Annotated in this window: 21 protein-coding genes; 9 read left to right on the forward strand and 12 right to left on the reverse strand. The window is 64.5% G+C overall.

What is annotated here, in order from left to right; genetic code table 11:
* Positions 1 to 8 precede the first annotated feature (8 nt).
* Entirely contained in the window at positions 9 to 1,943 is a 1,935-nt protein-coding gene (gene uvrC, locus HDC29_RS09660; protein WP_179496612.1) for an excinuclease ABC subunit UvrC, read from the reverse strand.
* Between the two features lie 71 nt (positions 1,944 to 2,014).
* On the opposite strand from uvrC, the gene HDC29_RS09665 reads away from it, so the two are divergent.
* Positions 2,015 to 2,734, forward strand: coding sequence for an SDR family oxidoreductase (locus tag HDC29_RS09665; RefSeq protein ID WP_179496614.1), 720 nt, complete (start codon positions 2,015 to 2,017; stop codon positions 2,732 to 2,734).
* Positions 2,735 to 2,893: 159 nt separating this feature from the next.
* Here HDC29_RS09665 and HDC29_RS09670 read toward each other — a convergent pair whose 3' ends face one another.
* The 5 genes from HDC29_RS09670 to HDC29_RS09690 form a co-directional block, all read right to left on the reverse strand.
* Positions 2,894 to 4,033, reverse strand: coding sequence for a zinc-binding dehydrogenase (locus HDC29_RS09670; protein ID WP_179496616.1), 1,140 nt, complete (start codon positions 4,031 to 4,033; stop codon positions 2,894 to 2,896).
* 74 nt (positions 4,034 to 4,107) lie between these two features.
* Complete coding sequence (locus HDC29_RS09675; protein WP_179496618.1) at positions 4,108 to 4,857, reverse strand: 3'(2'),5'-bisphosphate nucleotidase CysQ; 750 nt, start codon at positions 4,855 to 4,857, stop codon at positions 4,108 to 4,110.
* A 2-nt stretch (positions 4,858 to 4,859) separates the two neighbouring features.
* Positions 4,860 to 6,773 carry a sulfate adenylyltransferase subunit CysN gene (gene cysN / locus HDC29_RS09680; RefSeq protein ID WP_179496621.1) on the reverse strand — a complete coding sequence of 638 codons (1,914 nt, stop codon included), beginning with the start codon at positions 6,771 to 6,773 and terminating at the stop codon, positions 4,860 to 4,862.
* Positions 6,773 to 7,702 carry a sulfate adenylyltransferase subunit CysD gene (gene cysD, locus HDC29_RS09685; RefSeq protein WP_257018137.1) on the reverse strand — a complete coding sequence of 310 codons (930 nt, stop codon included), beginning with the start codon at positions 7,700 to 7,702 and terminating at the stop codon, positions 6,773 to 6,775. The genes cysN and cysD overlap by 1 nt, the downstream gene beginning before the upstream one ends.
* A gap of 58 nt (positions 7,703 to 7,760) precedes the next feature.
* Positions 7,761 to 8,663 (reverse strand): LysR family transcriptional regulator, encoded by a 903-nt coding sequence (locus HDC29_RS09690; protein WP_179496625.1) that lies wholly within the window; start codon positions 8,661 to 8,663, stop codon positions 7,761 to 7,763.
* 101 nt (positions 8,664 to 8,764) lie between these two features.
* Between HDC29_RS09690 and HDC29_RS09695 the strand changes: the two genes are divergently transcribed.
* From HDC29_RS09695 to HDC29_RS09710, 4 genes are read left to right on the forward strand one after another with little or no spacing between them, the layout of a single operon-like run.
* Positions 8,765 to 9,934 (forward strand): isovaleryl-CoA dehydrogenase, encoded by a 1,170-nt coding sequence (locus tag HDC29_RS09695; protein WP_179496627.1) that lies wholly within the window; start codon positions 8,765 to 8,767, stop codon positions 9,932 to 9,934.
* Entirely contained in the window at positions 9,931 to 10,281 is a 351-nt protein-coding gene (locus HDC29_RS09700; RefSeq protein ID WP_179496629.1) for a hypothetical protein, read from the forward strand. Before HDC29_RS09695 ends, HDC29_RS09700 begins: the two co-directional genes overlap by 4 nt.
* Positions 10,278 to 10,697: a VOC family protein gene (locus HDC29_RS09705; protein WP_179496631.1), complete on the forward strand. Its 420-nt coding sequence runs from the start codon at positions 10,278 to 10,280 to the stop codon at positions 10,695 to 10,697. The genes HDC29_RS09700 and HDC29_RS09705 overlap by 4 nt, the downstream gene beginning before the upstream one ends.
* Positions 10,694 to 10,981, forward strand: a complete 288-nt coding sequence (locus HDC29_RS09710; protein ID WP_179496633.1) for a hypothetical protein — start codon at positions 10,694 to 10,696, stop codon at positions 10,979 to 10,981. Before HDC29_RS09705 ends, HDC29_RS09710 begins: the two co-directional genes overlap by 4 nt.
* Positions 10,982 to 11,001: 20 nt before the next feature.
* On the opposite strand, the gene HDC29_RS09715 is transcribed toward HDC29_RS09710, so the two are convergent.
* Positions 11,002 to 13,086: a M13 family metallopeptidase gene (locus HDC29_RS09715; RefSeq protein WP_179496635.1), complete on the reverse strand. Its 2,085-nt coding sequence runs from the start codon at positions 13,084 to 13,086 to the stop codon at positions 11,002 to 11,004.
* A gap of 146 nt (positions 13,087 to 13,232) precedes the next feature.
* Here HDC29_RS09715 and HDC29_RS09720 point away from each other — a divergent pair, with 146 nt between their 5' ends.
* Genes HDC29_RS09720 through HDC29_RS09735 form a run of 4 tightly spaced genes read left to right on the forward strand, consistent with a single transcriptional unit; the run spans position 13,233 to position 17,981 of the window.
* Positions 13,233 to 14,831, forward strand: a complete 1,599-nt coding sequence (locus HDC29_RS09720) for a carboxyl transferase domain-containing protein (RefSeq protein WP_179496637.1) — start codon at positions 13,233 to 13,235, stop codon at positions 14,829 to 14,831.
* A 5-nt stretch (positions 14,832 to 14,836) separates the two neighbouring features.
* Positions 14,837 to 16,678, forward strand: a complete 1,842-nt coding sequence (locus HDC29_RS09725; protein WP_179497424.1) for an acetyl/propionyl/methylcrotonyl-CoA carboxylase subunit alpha — start codon at positions 14,837 to 14,839, stop codon at positions 16,676 to 16,678.
* Complete coding sequence (locus HDC29_RS09730) at positions 16,678 to 17,130, forward strand: MaoC family dehydratase (RefSeq protein ID WP_179496639.1); 453 nt, start codon at positions 16,678 to 16,680, stop codon at positions 17,128 to 17,130. Before HDC29_RS09725 ends, HDC29_RS09730 begins: the two co-directional genes overlap by 1 nt.
* Positions 17,130 to 17,981, forward strand: a complete 852-nt coding sequence (locus HDC29_RS09735; RefSeq protein WP_179496641.1) for a CoA ester lyase — start codon at positions 17,130 to 17,132, stop codon at positions 17,979 to 17,981. The genes HDC29_RS09730 and HDC29_RS09735 overlap by 1 nt, the downstream gene beginning before the upstream one ends.
* On the opposite strand, the gene HDC29_RS09740 is transcribed toward HDC29_RS09735, so the two are convergent.
* From HDC29_RS09740 to hisI, 5 genes are all read right to left on the reverse strand, one after another.
* Entirely contained in the window at positions 17,978 to 19,504 is a 1,527-nt protein-coding gene (locus HDC29_RS09740) for a phospholipase D-like domain-containing protein (protein WP_179496643.1), read from the reverse strand. The two genes, HDC29_RS09735 and HDC29_RS09740, sit on opposite strands and share 4 nt — an antisense overlap.
* Before the next feature lie 10 nt (positions 19,505 to 19,514).
* Positions 19,515 to 21,317 (reverse strand): acyl-CoA dehydrogenase C-terminal domain-containing protein, encoded by a 1,803-nt coding sequence (locus HDC29_RS09745; protein WP_179496645.1) that lies wholly within the window; start codon positions 21,315 to 21,317, stop codon positions 19,515 to 19,517.
* 79 nt (positions 21,318 to 21,396) lie between these two features.
* Positions 21,397 to 21,816, reverse strand: a complete 420-nt coding sequence (locus HDC29_RS09750) for a MerR family DNA-binding transcriptional regulator (protein ID WP_179496647.1) — start codon at positions 21,814 to 21,816, stop codon at positions 21,397 to 21,399.
* 66 nt (positions 21,817 to 21,882) lie between these two features.
* Positions 21,883 to 22,422, reverse strand: a complete 540-nt coding sequence (locus HDC29_RS09755) for a hypothetical protein (protein ID WP_179496649.1) — start codon at positions 22,420 to 22,422, stop codon at positions 21,883 to 21,885.
* The gene (gene hisI / locus HDC29_RS09760; RefSeq protein WP_179496651.1) at positions 22,409 to 22,789 is read right to left on the reverse strand and encodes a phosphoribosyl-AMP cyclohydrolase; all 381 of its coding nucleotides are present in this window, start codon (positions 22,787 to 22,789) and stop codon (positions 22,409 to 22,411) included. The genes HDC29_RS09755 and hisI overlap by 14 nt, the downstream gene beginning before the upstream one ends.
* Between the last annotated feature and the right edge of the window lie 30 nt (positions 22,790 to 22,819).

Genomic DNA, 22,819 nt, shown 5'->3' on the forward strand with positions numbered 1-22,819 from the left:
TCTCTCCCTCATCGTCCCGAATGATAGAAATCATGCACCGCCTGCGCGACCGCGGCGCTGATGCCCGGCGCCTTCTGCAGATCCTCGAGGCTCGCGCCGCGCACCGCGCGCGCGGTGCCGAAGTGCATCAGCAGCGCCTTCTTGCGCGCCGGACCGATCCCAGGCACCTCGTCGAGCGGCGAGCTGCCCATCGCCTTCGCGCGTTTCTGCCGATGCGCGCCGATCGCGAAGCGGTGCGCCTCGTCGCGCAGCCGCTGGATATAGAAAAGCACGGCATTGTTCGGCGGTAGCGTGAATTCGCGCCCGTCGGGATGGTAGAAGGTCTCGCGCCCGGCGTTGCGGTCGGGGCCCTTGGCGACCCCCACATAGGTCAGATCGTCGATGCCCAGTTCGGCGAGCACCGCGCCCGCCGCTGACACCTGCCCCTTGCCGCCGTCGATCAGCACGAGGTCGGGCCATTCGCCCTTCGTCCGCTCGGGATCCTCCTCGATCGCGCGCGCGAAGCGGCGCTGGAACACTTCGCGCATCATCGCGAAATCGTCGCCCGGCATCGTCTCGGCGCGCTTGATGTTGAACTTGCGATAGGCGCCCTTGATCCAGCCCTCGGGCCCCGCGACGACCATCGCACCGAGCGCATTGGTGCCCTGGATATGGCTGTTGTCGTAGATCTCGATGCGCTGCGGCGGATTTTCGAGATCGAACAGGTCGGCAAGTTCGCGCCCGAGCTTCCCCTGGCTGCTGCTCTCCGCGAGCCGCCGGTCGAGTTCCTCGCCGGCATTGCGCACGGCCTGTTCGAGCAGGCGCCGGCGGTTGCCGCGCTGCGGCACGCTGATCTCGACCTTGCGGCTGCCGCTTTCGCTGAGCGCCTCGGCGAGCAGGGCGCATTCGTCGGGCTCGCGATCGACGAGGATAAGCTTCGGCGGCGGCACGCCTTCGTAAAATTGCATCAGGAAGCTCGCCATCACCTCGGCCTCGGGCACCCCCGACACATGCGCGGGGAAGAAGCTGCGGTGCCCCCAATTCTGCCCGCCCCGGATGAAGAAACCCGCGATGCACAGCTGCCCGCCCTTCGCGGCCAGCGCGAACACATCGGCGTCGCCCAGCCCGTCAGCGTGGACCGACTGGCTGCCCTGGATGAATGTCAGCGATTTCAGCCGGTCGCGGATCACCGCCGCCTGCTCATAATCCATCGCGTCGGCGGCCTTGGTCATCGCGTCGCCGAGCCGTTTCTGCACGGCGGTCGAACGCCCCTCTAGAAAATCCTGCGCGTCGCTCACCAGCCCCGCATAATCTTCCTTGGAGATGCGATCGACGCACGGCGCGCTGCACCGCTTGATCTGGTAGAGCAGGCACGGGCGCGAGCGATTGGCGAAAAAGCTGTCGGTGCAGCTGCGCAGCAGGAACGTCTTTTGCAGCGCGTTGAGCGTCTGGTTCACCGACCCCGCACTCGCAAAGGGGCCGTAATAGCGCCCTTTCGCGCGCCGCGCGCCCCGATGCTTCTGCACGCGTGGAAAGTCGTGATCCATGCGCAGCAGGATGAAGGGAAAGCTTTTGTCGTCGCGCAGCAGCACATTATAGGGTGGCCGATAGCGCTTGATCAGCTGCGCCTCGAGCAGCAGCGCCTCGGCCTCGCTCGTCGTCGTGACGATCTCCATCGCGCGCGTCTGTGAAACCATGCGCTGCAGCCGCTGCGGCAGGCGCGCGACTTGCGTGTAGTTGGTCACGCGATTCTTGAGCGCCCGCGCCTTGCCGACATAGAGCACGTCGCCGCGTGCATCGAGCATTCGATAGACGCCCGGCCGCGCGGGGAGTTTGCGCACGACGCTGCGGATCGCCTCGGCGCCGCGCTCGAGGTCGGGCTGGTCGCCCTCCCCCTCTCCTCCGCGGATGACATAGGTCGCTTTTTCTTCGTTGAATCGGTCGGGAGCGTTCGGGCGGGCCATGATTTTGCATGTAGGCGATGGCGATGCGAGCCGCCATAGTGCGCAAGGTAAAAGCTCATGGGAGGGGTCGCATGAATATCAAGGGAAAGCTCGCGCTGGTCACCGGCGGTAGCGACGGCATCGGGCGCGAGATCGCGCTGCAATTGCAGGGCGCGGGCGCCGAGGTCATCGTCACGGGCCGCTCGACCGAGAAATTGCAGGCGATGGCAGGGCTCGGCTTCGGGACGATCACGAGCGACATATCCACGCCGTCGGGCGTCGATGCCATCGTCGCTGGTGTGGCGGGCAAGCCGCTCGCGTTGCTCGTCAACAACGCCGGCGTCGGCAGCGAATATGAGTTGGACCGACCCGAAACACTCGCCAATGCGGCGCATTGCATCCGCACCAATCTCGACGCGCCGATCGCGCTCTGCACCCGGCTGTTGCCCGCGCTTCGCGCGCAGCCCGAAGCCGCGATCGTCAACGTCACGTCAGGCCTCGCGATCGCCCCTCGTGCGGGCGGGTCGGTCTATTGCGCGACCAAGGCGGGATTGCGCAGCTATACGCAGGCGATCCGCCACTTGCTCAAAGACAGCAATGTCCAGGTGATCGAGGCGCTGCCGCCCGTTGTCGAAACCAACATGACCGCGGGCCGCGCGGGCAAGAAGATGAGCGCGCACGATTGCGCGGCCGAAATCGTGCGCGGCATCCGAACCGGCAAGAGCGAGGTCAATGCCGGGATGGTGAAGCTTCTGCAACTGGTGCACAGCATATCGCCCGCGCTCGCGCGGCGAATCATGATCCAGTTTTGAGGGGGCGACGCGGCGAGACCCGTTTGGTGGAAGCGGATGTTCGATCGGTCCCGTGCACCCCGGCGAAAGCCGGCGCCCAAGACTACTTGGCCTAACTGGGCCCCGGCTTTCGCCGGGGATCACGGGCGGTATTACCGTCCAAGGCCGATTCGACCATCCTCACCCATGCGGTTTGATCAGGTATTTCTCGCCCGTCCGCTTCGCATTATACGCCTGCGCCGTATCGACATTCAGCGCCTCGGCCAGCGAGACTTCGTGGCTATAGTGGCTCTTGAACGTCGTCGTCAGCTCGTCGACCACGCGCTTGCGCATCCGCCCCACAACTTCCGGTCCGGCCTTCGCCATGAAGGGTGTGAGGAGGAAACCCGAGAGCGACCAGGTCAGGCCAAAGCTGCGCGCCGAAAAGGTCGTCGGCGACAGGTCAAGCGCGCCGTAGATATAGACCTGCTTGAACGTGTCGGAGCCGTAACGGCTGTAGGTCGTCATCGTCCGCACCGCCGCCGCTTCCATCGCGGTCAGGATCTGGCCCGCGAGCTTGCCGCCGCCGGTGGCGTCAAAGCCGAGCGTCGCGCCGGTTTCGGCGATCGCGTCGATCAGCCGCTCCATGAAATCATCGGCGCTGCTATTGACGATATGTTTCGCGCCGATGCCCTTCAGGATTTCGACCTGCGCGGCGCTGCGCACGATATTGACCAGCGGAATGCCGTCCTTCGCGCAAATCTTGACGAGCATCTGGCCGAGGTTCGACGCGGCGGCGGTGTGGACGATCGCGCTGTGCTTCTCCATCCGCATCGTCTCGGTAAAGGCAAGGCTGGTCAGCGGATTGACGAAGCAGGAGGCGCCATCAGCGGGGTCGGTGCCGTCGGGTAACTGCATCACCATCTGGACCGGGAGGCAGCGATATTCAGCGTACATTTCGCCGCCGAGCAGTGCGACGGTCTTGCCAAGCAGCGCCTGCGCTTCGGGCGAATCACCAGCCGCGACGACCGTGCCGCAGCCTTCGTTGCCGATCGCCAGCGCTTCGCCGATGCGCCCCGCCATCGCACGCATGCCCGCAGGCGACACGTCGGCGGTAATCATGGGCAGCCCGTCGCGCGTCGAGGCTCGCGCGGTCGACATGTCAGCGCCGCCGAACAGCAGGCCGAGGTCCGACGGGTTGATCGGCGCGGCGAGCACCTTCACCAAAACCTCATGCGGTTTCGGCGTCGGCATCGGACGGCGCTCGATCGACACTTCGAGCTGCCCTTCGGGCTTCACAAGCGTCAGCATGGTAAGATTGGTTTCAGGCAGGTCGGTCATAGCGCATCTCCCGTTTTCGGTTTTTCGATGCAACGGATTAAGGCGCGGCCGCGCCGCTGGCAATGCCCTGCCCGTCAGCCCGGTGAATATAATGCGGCGAGGCGCAGCACTTCGGCGGCAAGCCCTTTCCGGCAGATCAGCAGGTCGGGAAGATAGGTGTCGGGATTGTTATAACGGATCGGCGAACCATCCACGCGGCTGACGTGCAAACCGGCCGCCTGCGCCACCGCGACAGGCGCACAATTGTCCCATTCATACTGGCCGCCGGTGTGGAGATAGATATCCGCCTCGCCGCGCACGACCGCCATCGCCTTGGCCCCTGCCGAGCCCATTGCAACAAGCTCGGCGCCAAGTTTCTCCGCTACGAAAACGGCTTCGGCCGCAGGGCGCGTCCGGCTGACGAGCATGCGCAGCGGTTCGTTTGCCGGTTGCTGCGCGGCGGGGGCCCCCGAGGTCAGCGTGATGCCGAGCCCAGGCAGCGCGACCGCGCCGACGGTTGCGACGCCATCGAGGGCGAGCGCGACATGGACCGCCCAATCGTCTCTGCCCTCACCATATTCGCGGGTGCCGTCGAGCGGGTCGACGATCCAGACGCGGCTCTGTCCGCAGCGCGCGACATTGTCCTTCTCTTCCTCCGAAAGAAGCGCATCGGCAGGACGTGCAGCACGGATTTCCCGGCAGAGCATAGCGTTGGCCTGCTCGTCACCCGCCTTCCCTAGCGCCTTGCTTTCGAGGTCGCCGCGCGCACGCAGGTCAAGCAGGATCGCCCCCGCCTCGGTTGCCAGCCGTTCGGCCAGTTGTTCGTCCGTTTCCCCCGCAGCCATATCTATCCCAGCAAGCGATCGATGATCAGGTCGGCCGCTTCGTCGGGCGTCATTGCGGTCGTGTCGATCCGAATTTCGGGGTTCTCTGGCGCCTCGTAGGGGCTGTCGATGCCGGTGAAATTCTTGAGCTGGCCGGCGCGCGCCTTTTTATAGAGGCCCTTGACGTCGCGCCTCTCCGCCTCCGCCAGCGGGGTGTCGATGAAGATTTCGAGGAATTCACCCTCGGGCAGCATGCTACGTACCATTTCGCGCTCGACCCGAAAGGGCGAGATGAAGGCCGTGATCACAATCAGGCCCGCGTCGCTCATCAGCTTGGCGACCTCGCCGACGCGGCGGATATTCTCGATCCGGTCGGCCTCGGTGAAGCCGAGATCGCGGTTGAGCCCGTGACGGACATTGTCGCCGTCGAGCAGGAAACTGTGGCGATTCATCCGGTGCAGCTTCTTCTCGACGAGGTTCGCGATCGTCGATTTACCCGACCCCGACAGGCCGGTGAACCAGAGCAGCGCGGGCCGCTGGTTCTTGAGGCTCGCGCGCATGTCGCGGTCGATGTCGGTCGCCTGCCAATGGACATTCTGCGCGCGGCGCAGGCTGAAGTGCAGCATGCCTGCGGCCACGGTCGCATTGGTCAGCTTGTCGATCAGGATGAAACCGCCGAGCGTGCGGTTGTCTCCATAGGCCTCGAAGGTGATCGGCTTGTCGGTCGACAGTTCGACGACCCCAATGCCGTTGAGTTCGAGCGTCTTCGCCGCGAGATGGTCGAGCGTGTTGACGTTGATCTCATACTTCGGCTGCTGGATCGTCGCTGAAACGCTCTGCGTCGCAAGCTTCAGCCAATAGGCGCGGCCCGCGATCATCGCCTCGTCGGCCATCCATACCAAAGTCGCCTCGAACTGGTCGGCGGCTTCTGGCGGGGCATCGGCAGCGGCGATCACGTCGCCGCGCGAACAATCGACTTCGTCGGCGAGCGTCAGCGTCACCGACTGGCCCGCAACGGCCTCATCGAGGTCGCCGTCGAGCGTGACGATCCGGTCGACCGTCGTCGTCTTGCCACTCGGCAATATGCGAACGGCGTCGCCGGGCTTGATCTTGCCGCTCGCGAGCTGCCCCGAGAAACCGCGAAAGTCCAGGTTCGGGCGGTTGACCCATTGCACCGGCAACCGAAACGGTTTCGTCTGGTCAGCGGCAACGCCGATCTCGACATTCTCGAGATGCTCGATCAGCGCCGGCCCCTTGAACCAGGGCGTGTTCTCCGACAACGCAGTGATATTGTCGCCCTTGAAGCCCGAGATGGGGATCGCGGTAAAATTCGTGATCCCGATCTCGCTCGCGAAAGCGCGATAGCTCAGCAGGATACGTTCAAAGACGCCCTTGTCATAGCCGACAAGGTCCATCTTGTTCACCGCGAGCACGATATGCTTGATGCCGATCAGTTGCGCGAGGAAGCTGTGGCGACGTGTCTGTGTCAGCACGCCCTTGCGCGCGTCGATCAGTATGACCGCAAGATCCGCGGTCGAGGCGCCGGTGACCATGTTGCGCGTGTATTGCTCGTGCCCCGGCGTGTCGGCGACGATGAACTTGCGCTTTTCGGTCGTGAAAAAGCGGTACGCGACGTCGATCGTGATCCCCTGCTCCCGCTCGGCGGCGAGGCCGTCGACGAGCAGCGCGAAGTCGATCTCCTGTCCCTGCGTGCCCACGCGCTTGCTGTCGGCTTCGAGCGCGGCGAGCTGATCCTCGAAGATCATCTTCGAGTCATAGAGCAGGCGCCCGATCAGCGTCGACTTGCCGTCATCGACCGAACCGCAGGTGATGAACCGAAGCAGCGACTTCTTCTCATGACCCGCGAGATAGGCGTCGATATCCTCGGCGATCATCGCGTCGGTCACGTAAACAGGAGTGTCGGAGGAATTTGGCATCAGAAATACCCCTCCTGCTTCTTCTTCTCCATCGACGCATCGCCGCCATCCTTGTCGATGATGCGGCCTTGCCGTTCGCTGGTCGTCGTCAGCAGCATCTCCTGAATGACTTCGGACAGCGTCCTGGCCTCGCTCTCGACGGCTCCTGTGAGCGGATAGCAGCCGAGCGTGCGGAAACGCACCGAGCGGAGGGCCGGCACTTCGCCTTCCTTCAGCGGAAAGCGGTCGTCGTCGACCATCAGCAGCAGGCCGTCGCGCTCGACCGTCGGGCGCGGGGCGGCGAAATAGAGCGGGACGATCGGGATATTTTCGCGCGCGATATATTGCCAGATATCGAGCTCGGTCCAGTTCGAGATCGGGAAGACCCGGATGCTCTCTCCTTTCGCCTTGCGGGCGTTGTAAAGGTTCCAGAGCTCTGGCCGCTGCTTCTTCGGATCCCAGCCGTGCGTTGCAGTACGAAAAGAGAAGATACGCTCCTTCGCGCGGCTCTTTTCCTCGTCGCGCCGCGCGCCGCCAAACGCGACGTCGAAGCCATGAAGATCGAGCGCCTGCTTCAGCCCTTCGGTCTTCCACATATCGGTGTGCAATGGGCCATGATCGAAGGGGTTGATCCCGCGCGCCTTCGCTTCGGGGTTCTGGTAGACGATCAGCTCCATGCCGCTTTCTGCGGCCATGCGGTCGCGCAGCTCGTACATCGCCTGGAACTTCCACGTCGTATCGACGTGGAGCAGCGGAAACGGCGGCGGCGAGGGATAGAAAGCCTTGCGCGCGAGATGCAGCATCACGGCGCTGTCCTTGCCCACGCTGTACAGCATCACGGGCTTGGCCGCGTCGGCCATCACTTCGCGCATGATATGGATGCTCTCGGCCTCCAGCCGGTCGAGATGGGTCAGCGTATCGGTCATGCCCCGCCCTTGCCGCCCCTCCATGAAGCGATCAAGCTGTATGGCCTTTTGACGCTGCAAGCCAGACTTGTGAGGCCGGTCGTTATGTGGCGACATCGACCTTCGCCTGCCGCCACTCGGCCGCAATCGCGCCGATCGTCTCGCGCGCATGCGCCAGCCGCGGCGCGATTTCGGGCAGCGCGGCCCAGGCGGGATCGGCGATCAGTCCCAGCTCGCGGCGAAAGTCGTAGCCCGCAACCTTGAGCGGGACAATTCCGTCGATCGCCAGCGACACCGGCGCGGTGGTGATGCCGATGCCTGCGGCGACCATCCGCAGGCATCGCTCGTCGCTTTCGCTGCGCAGCGCAAAACGCGGGCGCACGCCGTGGCGCGTGAAGAATCGGCTCGTCGCGTCCAGAAATTCGCACGAGCGGCGCGCGATCATCGTTTCGGCCGCGAGTTCATCGGGCGTGACCTCGATCCGGCCGACGAGCGGATGGTCGGCGGCGATGAACATCGTCAGCGGTTCATCATAGAGCGGGGTGACGGGATGGCCGCGCTCGCCGGGCCGAAGCCCGGCAATCGCCATATGGATGCGCGCGCTGCCCAGCGCGGCGCGAAGCTCGGCATCGCTGTTTTCGACGATCTCGATTGCAAAACTCGGCCGCAGCGCCGCGACGATCGCCTGCAACAACTCGCCGGGCACCGACCGGATAACGCCCAGCTTCAGCTCGGACGCGTGCCGGTCGCTTTCGCGGCCGAAGCCGTCCGCCGCGCGGAATCCCCGGTCGAGATCGCGCGCGATCGGCAGAAAGCGCCCGCCCGCCTCGGTCAGGCGGATCTGCCGGCGATTGCGCAGGAACAGCGGCGTCCCGACAAGTCGTTCCAGCTCGGCGACGCCAGCCGATAGCGCCGGTTGGGTGACGCGGATGCGCGAGGCGGCCTGTGTAAAGCTGCCCGCATCGACGACCGCGAGGAATTGCCGGATATGCGCGCGTTTTATCATAGATTTTACTTATGCCAAACCGCGAGTGCTTTCAATTTCCATATGCTAGAATTTTGATGCACTATCCCGGGACCATCCGGCCCTCGATCGACAGGTAATCCATGCGCGCCACCCCCGATTTCGACTTCGCCCTCGGTGAAACCGCCGACATGATCCGCGAAACTACCGCCCGCTTCGCCGACGAACAGATCGCCCCGCTCGCGGCCAAGGCCGACGCGGAGGATTGGTTCCCCCGCGACGAGCTGTGGACGCAGATGGGCGAACTCGGCCTGCACGGCATCACCGTCGAGGAGGAGTTCGGCGGCCTCGGCCTCGGCTATCTCGAACATGTGATCGCGGTCGAGGAAGTGAGCCGCGCCAGCGCCGCGATCGGCCTCTCCTATGGCGCGCACTCGAACCTCTGCGTCAACCAGATCCGCCGCTGGGGGAATGCCGAGCAAAAGGCCAAATATCTGCCGAAGCTGATTTCAGGCGAGCATGTCGGCAGCCTCGCGATGTCGGAGGCGGGCGCGGGCAGCGATGTCGTGTCGATGAAGCTGAAGGCCGACAAGGTGCAGGGCGGCTATGTCCTTAACGGCACCAAATTCTGGATCACCAATGCGACCCACGCCGACACGCTCGTCGTCTATGCAAAGACGAGCCCCGAAGCCGGTTCGCGCGGCATCACCGCCTTCCTGATCGAAAAGGACATGCCGGGGTTTTCGATCGGGCAAAAGATCGACAAGGTCGGCATGCGCGGCTCCCCGACCGCCGAGCTCGTCTTCGCTGACTGCGAAGTGTCCGAAGAACAGGTCATGGGCCCCGAAAATGGCGGGGTCGGTGTGCTGATGTCGGGGCTCGATTATGAACGCGTCGTGCTCGCGGGGCTCCAGCTCGGCATCATGCAGGCGTGCCTCGACACCGTCATTCCCTATGTCCGCGAACGCAAGCAGTTCGGCAAGCCGATCGGATCGTTCCAGCTGATGCAGGCAAAGGTCGCCGACATGTATGTCATGCTCCAGTCGGCGCGTTCCTATGTCTACAATGTCGCCAAGGCGTGCGACGCGGGGCAGACGACGCGCTTCGACGCCGCGGGCTGCATCCTGCTTGCCAGCGAAAATGCGGTGAAGGTCGCGGGCGAAGCTATCCAGGCCCTCGGCGGCGCGGGCTATACCAAGGACTGGCCGGTCGAGCGTTATTGGCGCGACGCCAAGCTGCTCGACATCGGCGCGGGCACCAACGAAATCCGCCGCATGCTGATCGGCCGCGAGCTGATCGGCGCGGGGGCGTGATCTGGCTCTGGCTGTCGGCCGCCTTCATGGTGACGACGGCCGGAATTCATTCGGTTTTGGGGTATCGGCGCCTGATCGTGCCGTTGCTGCGGCGCCGCGAAGGCCCGCTGTCCGACGCGCTGACGCGCCGCATCCTTCGGTTCGCATGGCATGCCACGGCGGTGCTGATGCTGATTTCGGCGGCGGCGGTCGCATGGCCCGGAACGCCGAAGCAGCTCCTTATCGTGATCGGCCTGAGCTGGCTTGCCACGGGCCTGTTCGACGCCGCCTATACCAAAGGCCGCCATATCGCGTGGCCAGCGCTCAGCGGCGCCGGCATCCTTGCCCTGATCGGCGCGTTGGCATGAGCGTGCGCGGGCTTGTCCATCATATCGACCTGACGGTCACCGACAGGGAGCGGTCGCGCCGCTTTTATGACGCGGTGCTCGGCTTTCTCGGTTATCGGCGTTCGGCGGACCATGATCATGGCAGCGATTGGGATCGCGAAGGCGAACCCTTTCATTCGATCGGCATTATCGAGGCCCGCGGCGAGGGAGCCAAGCGGACGCATGACCGCTATTCGCCGGGTTTGCATCATCTTGCATGGACCGCGGAGAGCCGGGACGATGTCGATGCGCTTCATGTCTTGCTGCGCGACATCGATGCAGAAGTGCTCGATGCGCCCGCAGATTATCCCCGCTATGGGCCAACCTATTATGCGGTCTTCTTCGCCGATCCCGACGGGCTGAAGCTCGAATTCGCTTTCGGAGCGACCGGCCAGTGAGCGACACGCTTCTGACCGTCCTGCAATATTACGGCGCGGGCGCGGCGACGCTCGCGGCGCTGGTGGTGTCGCTCAACCTCGGGCGGCGCTGGACCGGCTGGGCATTCGTTATCTTCGTGACGAGCAGCATTGCACTGATCGCATGGGGTTTTCTGCAACCCGATAGCGAAGGCATCGGATGGCAGAATATCGCGCTGCTGATCATCAACGCGATCGGCGTCTATCGTTACCTGATCCTCAAGGAAAAGCCGGGTGCGCCAACCGGAAAGGGCAAGGCGAAATGACGCCCCGCCCCACCCGATCCTTATCCCCAGACGCGCACGCGCTTGTCGGGCGCGAGGTAGAGCTTGTCGCCTTCCTTGACGTCAAATGCCTTGTACCAGGCGTCGAGGTTGCGCACCGTCAGCGCGCGGTACATGCCCGGTGCATGGCCGTCGGTCGCGACGCGCGCGCGCAGCGCCTCGGCGCGCATCTTGGTCGCCCAGGTCTGCGCATAGGCGATGAAGAAGCGCTGGTCGCCAGTGAAGCCGTCGATCACCGGCGCTTCCTTGCCCCCGAGCGAGGCGCGATACGCATCGTACGCCGCCTGAAGCCCGGCCACGTCGGCGATATTCTCGCCCAGCGTGAGCTTGCCGTTGACCGCCAGATCGGGAAACGGCTTGTAGGTGTCGAACTGCGCGGCAAGCGCATCGCCTGCGGCGTCGAACTTCGCCAGATCCGCCGGGGTCCACCAGTTGCGCAGCGCGCCGGTCGAATCGAACGCCGCGCCATTATTGTCAAAGCTGTGGCTGATCTCATGCCCGATCACCGCGCCGATCGCGCCATAGTTGAACGCAGGGTCGGCCGTGGCATTGAAGAAGGGCGGCTGAAGGATCGCGGCGGGGAAGTTCAGCGCGTTCTGCACCGGCAGGTTCACCGCGTTGACGGTCTGCGGGACCATCCACCATTCGCCCTTGTCCATCGGCTTGCCGATCTTGGCGAGCTGGTGCGCATATTCGGCCTTCTGTCCGGCGACCTCGTTCGCATAGGCGTCGGACGCGCTGACCGTGTAGCTGCCATAGTCGCGCCAGCTGTCGGGGTAGCCGACGCCCACGGCAATGGTTTCGACCTTCTTGATCGCTTCCTTCTTGGTTTCGGGCGCCATCCAGTCGATGCCGTTCACGCGCGTCGCGAAGGCGGCCTTGATGTTCTTCACCATGTCGCCGACTTCGGCCTTGGCCGAGGCGGGGAAATATTTGTCGGCATAGGCCTTGCCCACCGCGTCGCCGAGATAGGTGTCCAGCGCGTCGAGCGCGCGCTTTTCGCGACTGCGCTGCTGCGGCGTGCCGGAGAGCGTCGTGCCATAGAAAGCGAAATGCGCGCTATCGATCGCGCTCGGCAGCACGTCGGCGTGACTGTTGATCTGGTGGAAGGCGAGCCAGTCCCTCCAGGCGTCGAGCGGTTCGGACGCCACGAGCGCCGACAGGCCGGTGATCGCTTTCGCATGATAGGCGCCGAACTTTGTGGCGCCCTCAAGCTTGGCGGCGCTCATGAACGCGGGCCAGTCGATGCCGGGCGCCTTCTTGGCGAAATCGGCCTTGGCCCAGACGTCAGCCGACTTGGTGAAATCCTCGCTCTGCTCACGCGTCGCGTGGGCCTTGGCGATCTTGACCTCGAGGTCATAGATGCGCTTCGCCTTCGCCGCGGCGTCGCTCTGCCCGGCGGCGGTCAGCAGCTTGGCGATATAGTCCTGATAGGCAGTACGAATGCTCGCCATCTTGGGATCGGCCGACAGATAATATTCGCGCTCGGGCATACCGAGCCCGCCCTGCAACAGATAGGGGATGACTTCGCCCGGCGTCGCGAGTCCCTGCGTTACGAACACGCCGAACAGATTTTCGGTCTGGAAGTCGGTGGCGTTGAGCGGATCGACGTCGGCGCGGAGCTGTTCGCCGAGCACCTTCGACAACGCGGTCTTGTCGGTAATCGCGGCGAAGCGCGCGAGGTCGGCGGCGACGGGCTTCATGCCCGCGGCGTCGATCGCCTTCACATCGGTGTAAGCCTTGTAGAATGCTGCGATGCGGCCGTCGTTGGTCCCCGGCTCGCCGCCCTGCTGGACGATCGCGCCGATCAGTTCGCGGTTGCGCTTTTCGGTCTCGAGCTGCGCGACGTAAAAAGCACCGATCGACGAGCGGTCGGCGGGAATTTCATTCGCCTTGTCCCAATTCCCGTTGGCATAGGCGTAAAAGTCGTCGCCGGGCTTGGCGCTCATGTCCATCGCTGCCTTGCTGATCCCGATATCGGTGCCGACCGTGTAAGCGGCGGAGCTATCCTTGCCGCTGCTGCAGGCGACGGGCCCCGCGAGAACGGCGGCGGTGGACAGGAGGACGGCGAAGACAGCTTTTTTCATGGAAATGACCTTGTTTTGTCACGGATAGGCAGGCGGCCGACGCGTGGGAAAATCCGGTTTCAATTCCAACCATTTTCGGCCTGCTGCGCTTTTCAATCGACGAGCGGCGGGTTAGTTCCGAACGGGCTACAGGGAGAGACGATACAGTGAGCGCACCGGTTCTCGGCACGAATATCAACGCGGACAGCGACGAATATCGCACGCGCAGCGCGCATAATCGCGCGCTGACCGACGCGCTGCGGACGGCGGTCGCCGAAGCTGCGCTCGGCGGCAATGAAAAGTCGCGAGAGCGGCACAGGAGCCGCGGCAAGCTGCTGCCGCGCGAGCGCGTCGAGCGATTGCTCGATCCGGGCTCGCCCTTCCTCGAAATCGGCCAGCTCGCGGCGAACGACCTATACGACGGCGAAGTGCCCGGCGCGGGGCTGATCTGCGGGATCGGCCGCGTGTCGGGGCGCCAGTGCATGGTCGTCTGCAACGATGCGACGGTGAAGGGCGGCACTTACTACCCGATGACGGTCAAGAAGCATCTGCGCGCGCAGGAGATTGCCGAGGCGAACCGCCTGCCCTGCATCTACCTGGTCGACAGCGGCGGCGCGAACCTGCCGCATCAGGACCAGGTCTTTCCCGACCGCGACCATTTCGGGCGCATCTTCTTCAACCAGGCGAATATGAGCGCCAAGCGCATCCCGCAGATCGCGTGCGTGATGGGGAGCTGTACCGCGGGCGGCGCCTATGTCCCCGCGATGTCGGACGAGACGGTGATCGTACGAAACCAGGGCACGATCTTCCTCGCGGGCCCGCCGCTGGTGAAGGCCGCGACGGGCGAAGAAATCAGCGCCGAGGACCTCGGCGGCGGCGACCTGCACGCGAAAAAGTCGGGCGTCGTCGACCATCTCGCCGAGAATGACGAACATGCGCTGACGATCGTTCGCGACATCGTCAGCCACCTCGGCGAGGACAAGGGTTTCGAAATTGCGCTTAAAGATCCGCGCCCGCCCAAATATGATGGCGAAGAGCTTTACGGCGTCGTCCCTGATGACGTCCGCGCCCCCTATGATGTGCATGAGGTGATCGCGCGCATCGTCGACGGCAGCGAGTTTCACGAATTCAAGGCGAATTACGGGAGCACGCTCGTCTGCGGTTTTGCGCATATCTGGGGCATTCCGGTCGCGATCCTTGCGAACAATGGCGTGCTCTTCAGCGAAAGCGCGGTCAAGGGCGCGCATTTCATCGAGCTCGCGCAGCAGCGGCGCATTCCCCTGCTCTTCCTCCAGAATATCAGCGGCTTCATGGTCGGCGGCAAATATGAGGCCGAAGGCATTGCAAAACATGGTGCAAAGCTGGTGACGGCCGTGGCAACCGCGACGGTGCCGAAGATTACCGTGCTGATCGGCGGCAGCTTCGGCGCAGGCAACTACGGCATGTGCGGACGCGCCTACAGCCCCCGCTTCCTCTTCACCTGGCCCAATGCGCGGATCAGCGTGATGGGCGGCGAACAGGCGGCATCGGTACTGGCGACCGTCCACCGCGACGCCGACAAATGGACGCCGGAAGAGGCTCAAGCCTTCAAGGCGCCGATCCGCCAGAAATATGAGGATGAGGGCAATCCCTACCACGCGACCGCTCGCCTCTGGGACGACGGCATCATCGACCCCGCCCAGACGCGCGACGTGCTTGGGCTAGCCTTCGCGGCAACGCTGAACGCCCCGGTCGAGGACCGCGGGTTCGGCGTGTTCAGGATGTAATGATGATGATCACTTCCCTCCTCATCGCCAATCGCGGCGAAATCGCCTGCCGTATCATCCGCACCGCGCGCGAGATGGGCATACGCACCGTTGCGGTCTATTCGGACGCCGATGCGAAAGCGCTGCATGTGCGCGAGGCCGACGAGGCCGTGCATATCGGGCCGTCGCCGGCGCGCGAATCCTATCTGGTTGGCGAGAAGATCATCGCCGCCGCGAAGGCGACGGACGCCGAGGCGATCCATCCGGGCTATGGCTTCCTCTCCGAGAATGCCGAGTTTGCGCAGGCGGTCGCCGATGCCGGGCTCGTTTGGGTCGGGCCGAAGCCGTCTTCGATCACCGCTATGGGGTTGAAGGACGCCGCGAAGAAGCTGATGGCTGATGCGGGCGTGCCGGTCACGCCGGGCTATATGGGCGAAAATCAGGATCCGGCCTTCCTCGCCGAACAGGCCGCGCAGATCGGCTACCCCGTCCTCATCAAGGCGGTCGCGGGCGGCGGCGGCAAAGGGATGCGCAAGGTCGACGCCCCAGCCGATTTTCTCGACGCGCTCGCCTCGTGCCAGCGCGAGGCGGCATCGTCATTCGGCAACGACCATGTGCTGATCGAGAAGTATATCCTGACTCCGCGCCATATCGAGGTGCAGGTGTTCGGCGACACGCACGGCAATGTCGTCCACCTGTTCGAACGCGACTGCTCGCTCCAGCGCCGCCACCAGAAGGTGATCGAGGAAGCCCCCGCCCCCGGTATGGACGAGGCGACGCGCGCCGACCTCTGCGCCGCGGCGGTGCGCGCCGCGAAGGCGGTCGACTATGTCGGCGCGGGGACGATCGAGTTCATCGCCGACGCATCGGAAGGCCTCCGCGCCGACCGCATCTGGTTCATGGAAATGAACACGCGCCTGCAGGTCGAGCATCCGGTCACCGAGGAGATCACCGGCGTCGATCTCGTCGAATGGCAGCTTCGCGTCGCGAGCGGCGAGCCGATCCCGCTCGCGCAGGACGAACTCGCGATCAACGGCTGGGCGATGGAAGCGCGGCTTTATGCCGAAGACCCCGCCAAGGGGTTCCTGCCGAGCATCGGCACGCTCGAACTCTTTCAGCTTCCCGAACAGATCGGCCGCGTCGATACGGGCGTCTATGAAGGCGCCGAGGTCTCGCCCTTCTACGACCCGATGATCGCCAAGGTGATCGCCTGGGGCGAGGAGCGCGAGGAAGCGCGCGAATTGCTGTCGGAGATGCTTGAGGACAGCGCGATCTGGCCGGTAAAGACCAATTCGGCCTTCCTGATCAACGCCCTCGACCATCCCGATTTCATCGCGGGCACGGTCGATACGGGCCTCATCGGCCGCGACGGCGATGCGATGACCGAGGAACCGGTGCCGAGCGCGCAAGCGCTCACCAACGCCGCGATGGCGATGGTGCCGCGCTCGCTGCAATCGGGCTTCCGCCTCAATGCATCCGATATACGCTCGTCCCCCTTCCTGCTCGACGGCAAGCGCGTCGAGGTCGAACTGCACGGCCCGGGCGCCGAAGAGCCCGCGCCCGCGATGCTCGTTGCCGAGGGCGGTTCGGTCTGGCAGCTCGCACCCTGGCGCGCCGAGGGCAGCGCCGGCGGCGCCGCGGGCGACGGCGCGATCCTGTCGCCCATGCCGGGCAAGGTCATCGCGGTCGATGTTGCCGCGGGCGACAAGGTGACCAAGGGGCAGAAATTGCTCACGCTCGAAGCGATGAAGATGGAACATAGCCTGACCGCGCCGTTCGATGGCATTGTCGCCGAGCTCAACGCAGTTGCGGGTTCGCAGGTGCAGGTCGAGGCGCTGCTCGCCCTGATCGAGAAGGACGAAGCATAATGGCCGGCAAATATTTCGACGAATGGGCAATCGGCGACACGCTGATGCACGACATCCGTCGCACGGTGACCGAGACCGACAATCTTCTCTTCACGGTGATGACCCACAATCCGCAGCCGCTCCACCTCGATATCGAGGCGGCGAAGGCGTCGGAGTTCGGGCAGATCCTCGTCAACGGCACCTTCACCTTCAGCCTGATGGTCGGGTTGTCGGTCGGCGACACGACGCTTGGCACGCTCGTCGCGAATTTGGGTTATGACAAGCTCGTCATGCCGAAGCCTGTGTTCATCGGCGATACGCTCCGCGCCGAGAGCGAAGTCATCAGCCTGAAAGAGTCGAAATCGCGCCCCAACGCGGGCATCGTGACCTTCCTCCATCGCTGTATCAACCAGCGCGATGAACTAGTGTGCCAATGCGAGCGTTCTGCCCTTGTCCAGCGGAAGGCCAACTGATGCGACTTCGTTCCCTTCTCTTCGTCCCCGGCGACCGGCCCGAACGTTTCGCCAAGGCCGCGGCGTCGGGCGCCGATGCGATCATCCTCGACCTTGAGGATTCGGTTTCGCTCGCGAACAAGGACGCGGCGCGTCACGCGGTTGCCGACTATCTTGCGGGTGAGCGGGACGTGATCACGCTGGTGCGCGTCAATCCTCTCGACGGCCACCTGACCGCCGCCGACGTTGCCGCGATCGCCGGCGCCCGTCCCGACGCGATCATGCTGCCCAAGGCCGAAGGCGCGCCGAGCATCCAGCAGCTCGACACGATCCTGCGCAGCGAAGCGGCGCGGGACGCCTCGATGCCCGCAATCCTGCCGATCGCGACCGAGACGCCCGCGGCGATCTTCACGCTCGGCAGCTACCGCGAAGTGAAGGACCGCCTGCTCGGCCTGACCTGGGGCGCCGAGGACCTACCCGCCGCGATCGGTGCGACGACGAGCCGGCACGACGACGGCAGCTACACCGCACCCTATGAAATGGCGCGCGCGCTGACCCTGTTCGCGGCGCATGGCGCGAACACCGCCGCGATCGACACCGTGTTCCCGGCGATCAAGGACGAAGAAGGCCTCGCCTCCTATGCCGCCCGCGCGCGGCGCGATGGCTTTACCGGCATGATGGCGATCCACCCGTCGCAGGTCGGGCCGATCAACGCCGCCTTCACACCCTCGGCCGACGAGGTGGCGCGAGCACAGGCGATCATCGATGCCTTTGCGGCCAACCCCGGTGTCGGCGTGCTCCAAGTCGATGGGAAGATGGTCGACGCGCCGCATTTGAAGCAGGCGCATCACATCCTGTCGCTGGCCGACTAAGCCTTCCGCCGAAAGGGCCGATGCCGCCGCATCCAGCCGCGACCGCGATGCCAGCTTTTCCTTAGCCCGCGCTCGGTCAGGCTTTCGAACATCTCGTCGGGGCTCGTCGGATCGAGCAGTTCATTCTCGGCGATGAATTCGTCGAACGGCCCCGGCTTGGTCAGGTCGAGCAGTTCGAGCGAACGGCCTTCGCCGCGAAACGCCTCGATCGTCGCGATCAATGACCCCGTCGCCTCGAAACGGCGGCTAACCTCGGCCGGGTCGATGTCCAGATGTTCGCCGATCAGCGATTCGCGCAAGCGGCGGATGACCGGCTCGACGCCGGCATTCGCGGGCAGCGCGGCGTCGATCGTCACATCGCATTCGCTGTCGAGCCCCATCGAGCGATTGTTCATATTGGCGGATCCGACGCGGATCATCCGATCGTCTACCACCGCGGTCTTGGCGTGGACATAGATGGCCTCGCCCTTCCTCGTCCGGGGGAAATAGACTTTCAGCCGATCGCCATGTTTCGCCTTCGCGATTTCGCGGACGAGTTGCACGCGCGCGGCGTCCATCGCCATCTGCTCGAGCCAGCCGTCGGCGGTTTCGGGCATCACCATCACGAATTCGGGTGGATCATCCTCGTTCAACCGCTCGGCGATCGCGGCGGCGATCTTGCCGCAGGTGAAATATTGATTTTCGAAATAGATGAAGCGCTTCGCCGCCGCGATCATGTCGAGGTAAAGCTGTTCGATCTCGCGGATTTCGCCGTAGCCGTCATATTCGGCGCGCGTGCGCGAGATGGCAACGTCGACGCCCTCGAAATCGGGTTCGAGGTCGTCGGGCCAATTCTCTCCCTTGCCTGTCAGATCGCGGAGAGGCTTTTTCGTCGCGCGCTGCCAGCGCTCGTTGCCGAGATCGGCGAGCGCACCGCCCACCGGTCCGGCCAGAATCATCGTGCTGTCGTGCCAGGGCATATAGGCCTTGCCGTCGGGCGCGGTGCGGTGCGTGTCGCCATCCTTGTGATCGCGCGTGTCCCAGCGGCGCGCGCCCACGTCGATCCCGCCGCACACGGCAAGATGGTCGTCGAACACCGCGACCTTCTGATGGTGGCTGCACCCAACCGGATGCGCGCTGTCGAGGCGGAAGCTGATCGAGCGCGTCAGTTTCCAACGCACGATCATCGACACGATGCGCGGCACCACGAACTGTTTGAGCCCACCGAAATTCCAGCGCAGGATATCGATGTCGCGCTCGGGCTTGTCCTGCGCGAGCTTCAGCAGATAGTGGCCGAGTGGTTCGCCCTTGCCGTCTTTATCGGGCTTCAGCGCGATACGCGGATCGAAATCCCAGCCGATCAGCAGGATACGCTCTTCCGCTTTCGCCATCAGCACTTCGAGCAGCGCGAAATAATCGGCGGCATCGACGATCATCCGCGCTTTGTTGGCACGTTCGATCCGCCAGCAGTTGCGGCCCTCTACAACGATCGGCGCGATATTCCCCATCGCCGCCGACACGCTTGGCGGCGGCGATGGTTGCATCGGCGGCACCTCAGGCGGCGAAGAATTGCTCGGGCGTCAGCGCCATCATCGCCTCGCTGCCCGCCTCGATCTTGCGGCGGAGCGATCCCGCATCGGGCAGGAAGCGCTCGCCGAAGTGGCGCGCGGTCACGATCTTGGCTTCGAGGAAGTCCTTGTTCCCGCGCCCTTCGTCCAACGCCACCTGCGCCGCCTCGGCCATGCGCAGCCACATCAGGCCCAATGCGACGATGCCCGTGATGTGCATATAATGGTGCGCGCCCGCGCCGACATTATTGGGGTTCGCCATACCATTCTGCATGAACCACATCGTCGCGGCCTTCAGTTCGCCATTCGCTTTTTCGAGCCGGACCGCGAAATCGGCCAATGCCGGACGATCCTTTGCCGCGGCGCATTCGGTATCGACGATAGCGAACAGTGACTGAATCGCGCGGCCGCCGTTCTGCGCGAGCTTGCGGCCGACGAGGTCCATCGCCTGGACGCCGTTGGCGCCTTCGTAGATCATCGTGATGCGGGCATCGCGGACATATTGGCTCATGCCCTGTTCCTCGATGTAGCCATGGCCACCGAACACCTGCTGCGCATTCGTCGCGACGTCATAGCCCTTGTCGGTGCCATAGCCCTTGATCACCGGGGTAAGCAGGCTGACGAGATCGTCGGCCTGTTGGCGCTCTTCCTCGGTTTCCGCGAGATGCGACAGGTCAACCTGGAGCGCGCCCCACAGGCACAGCGCGCGCAGCCCCTCCACCGTCGCCTTGCCGTCCATCAGCATGCGGCGCACATCGGGGTGGACGAACAGCGGGTCGGCCTTTTCCTGCGGGTCCTTCGGACCGGTCAGCGCACGGCCCTGGCGGCGGTCCTGCGCATATTGGACGGCGTTCTGGAAGGCGATGTCGGCCTGCCCCAGACCCTGAATGCCGACGCCGAGGCGCGCGGCGTTCATCATCACGAACATGGCGGCGAGCCCCTTGTTCTCCTCGCCGACCATCCAGCCCTTTGCCCCGTCATAATTCATCACACAGGTCGAATTGGCATGGATGCCCATCTTGTGCTCGATCGACCCGCACTGCAGCCTGTTACGCTCACCAGGCGAGCCGTCTTCGTTGACGAGGAACTTGGGCACGATGAACAGCGAGATGCCCTTGACGCTGTCGGGCGCGTCAGGGGTCTTTGCGAGGACGAGATGAATGATGTTGTCGGTCAGGTCGTGCTCACCCGACGAAATGAAAATCTTCGTGCCTGTGACGTCATAGCTGCCGTCGCCGTTCGGCACCGCGCGCGTGCGGATGAGGCCGAGGTCGGTGCCGCAATGCGGCTCGGTCAGGTTCATCGTCCCGCCCCATTCGCCCGAGATCATCTTCGGGACATAGGTCGCCTTCTGCTCCTCTGATCCCTTGACGAGGATCGCGGCGACGGCTGCCTGCGTCAGTCCGGGATACATTGCAAAGGCCTGGTTCGCCGCCATGCGATATTCCTCGACCGGGAAACCCACGACATGCGGCAGCCCCTGTCCGCCGAATTCCTCGGGCTGGGTCAGCAGCGTCCAGCCCGCTTCGCAATAGGCCTTATAGGCTTCCTTGAAGCCCTTCGGCGTCGTGACGCTGCCATCGTCGTGGCGCGTGCAACCCTCGAGGTCACCCGACTGGTTGATCGGGAACAGCACTTCCTCGCAGAATTTCCCCGCCTCGGTCAGCACCGCCTCGATCATGTCCGGTGTCGCATTGGCGAAGCCGGGGAGGTTTGCATAGCGCTCGACGCCGAGCACGTCGTTGAGGAGGAAAAGAGTGTCCTGCACAGGGGCGCGATAGACGGGCATGGGAAATCCTTCTGAAAAGCAGTTCTGGCGTGTCAAACTTGCCTGGGGAGAGGCAGAGGGTCAGCAGTCGCGCGGCCTATCAGGCCGCATCGACTTTCTTCACCATATCGATGAAGCGTGACAGCTCATCTACAGCGCTGTCAATATCGTCGCGCTGGCGGCGGAGGAGCGCGATACGCTCTTCGCACTTTTCGATCGTCACCTGCCGCTGCAATTTGCGGCCGTCGCCGACGTCGTAAAGGTCGATCATCTCGCGAATGTCGGCGAGGCTGAACCCCGTCCGCTTTGCGCGCAATATCCACGCGAGCCGGGCGCGATCGCGCTTCGAATAGATACGCGACAGGCCCTTGCGCGACGGGCTGATCAAACCCTCGTCTTCATAGAAGCGCAGCGCACGGGCGGTAACCCCGAACTCGGTCGACAAGTCGGTGATGCTGAACTGTTCGCGCCCCAGATGATCGGGCGTGTCGATATGGGCGTGGCCGTAAGGTTCGGTCATGCCGTTGAAACTAGTTTCCGTTGACGTGAACGTCAATAGCGCCGGATGGTCCGATTTCGGCGCGGGTCAGCCCGCACAGGGACGCGTGATATTGCCGTGTCGATCGCTGATCCGCAAGCCCCTGGCATCATCGGCGGACCAGCTCGCGCGCGGCAGGCGCAGGCCCGAAAGCGAGGCGCGGTTCGGGCACAGCCGCGCGCATTGCGGCGGCAGGCGTCCGGGCAGGCGCAGCTCATCCTCTTCCTCGTGGACCAGCGCCTCGCAGCCTTCCGCGCCGGCGAAACGCATCCGCCACTTGCCGCCCTCGCGCGTCATCGTTCCGGTCGCGAGGCAGGACAGGCTCGTCCCGAAGGACGCGGTGACCGCGAAGCGCCACTTCCCGGCGCTGTCGGGAGCGACGCACATCGCGTCGCGGCCAAGGTCGTGCCGGCGCTCGAACACGCCGGTCGGCGAGTCAGCATCGGGACGCACGATACCCCGCTCGCGCGCCGTGAGCTCGAGCGGATTGCTCGCGTCGACCCCCTTGCGGTCGGAATTGGGATCGGCCCGCTCGCAGCCGGCGAGCAGCATCGCCGTCAGCGCCAAAAGGATTTCAGCCCTGCGCATCGTCCACCAGAAAGGTCAGGCTGCCATCCGCCTCGATGCGGCGATAGAAGCACGAGCGGCGTCCGGTATGGCACGCCGGCCCCGCGGGCCTTACGCGCAGCAGCAGCGCGTCCTGATCGCAATCGACGCGCATCTCGACGAGCGTCAGGCCGTTACCCGAGGTTTCGCCCTTGCGCCACAGCGACGCCCGCGAGCGCGACCAGAAATGCGCCTGCCCCGTCTCGCGCGTTTTTGCGATCGCCTCTTCGTTCATATGCGCGACCATCAGCAGGACGTGTGTGTCGGCGTCGGTGACGATCGCCGTCACCAGCCCCGCGGCGTCGAAACGCGGAAGAAATCGGTCGGTCGTGTCGCGCTGGTCATCCATGAAGCGCGCTTTAGAGCAGGATCGAAGCCG

This window comes from Sphingopyxis sp. JAI108, from assembly GCF_013410105.1.
GTDB lineage: Bacteria > Pseudomonadota > Alphaproteobacteria > Sphingomonadales > Sphingomonadaceae > Sphingopyxis > Sphingopyxis chilensis.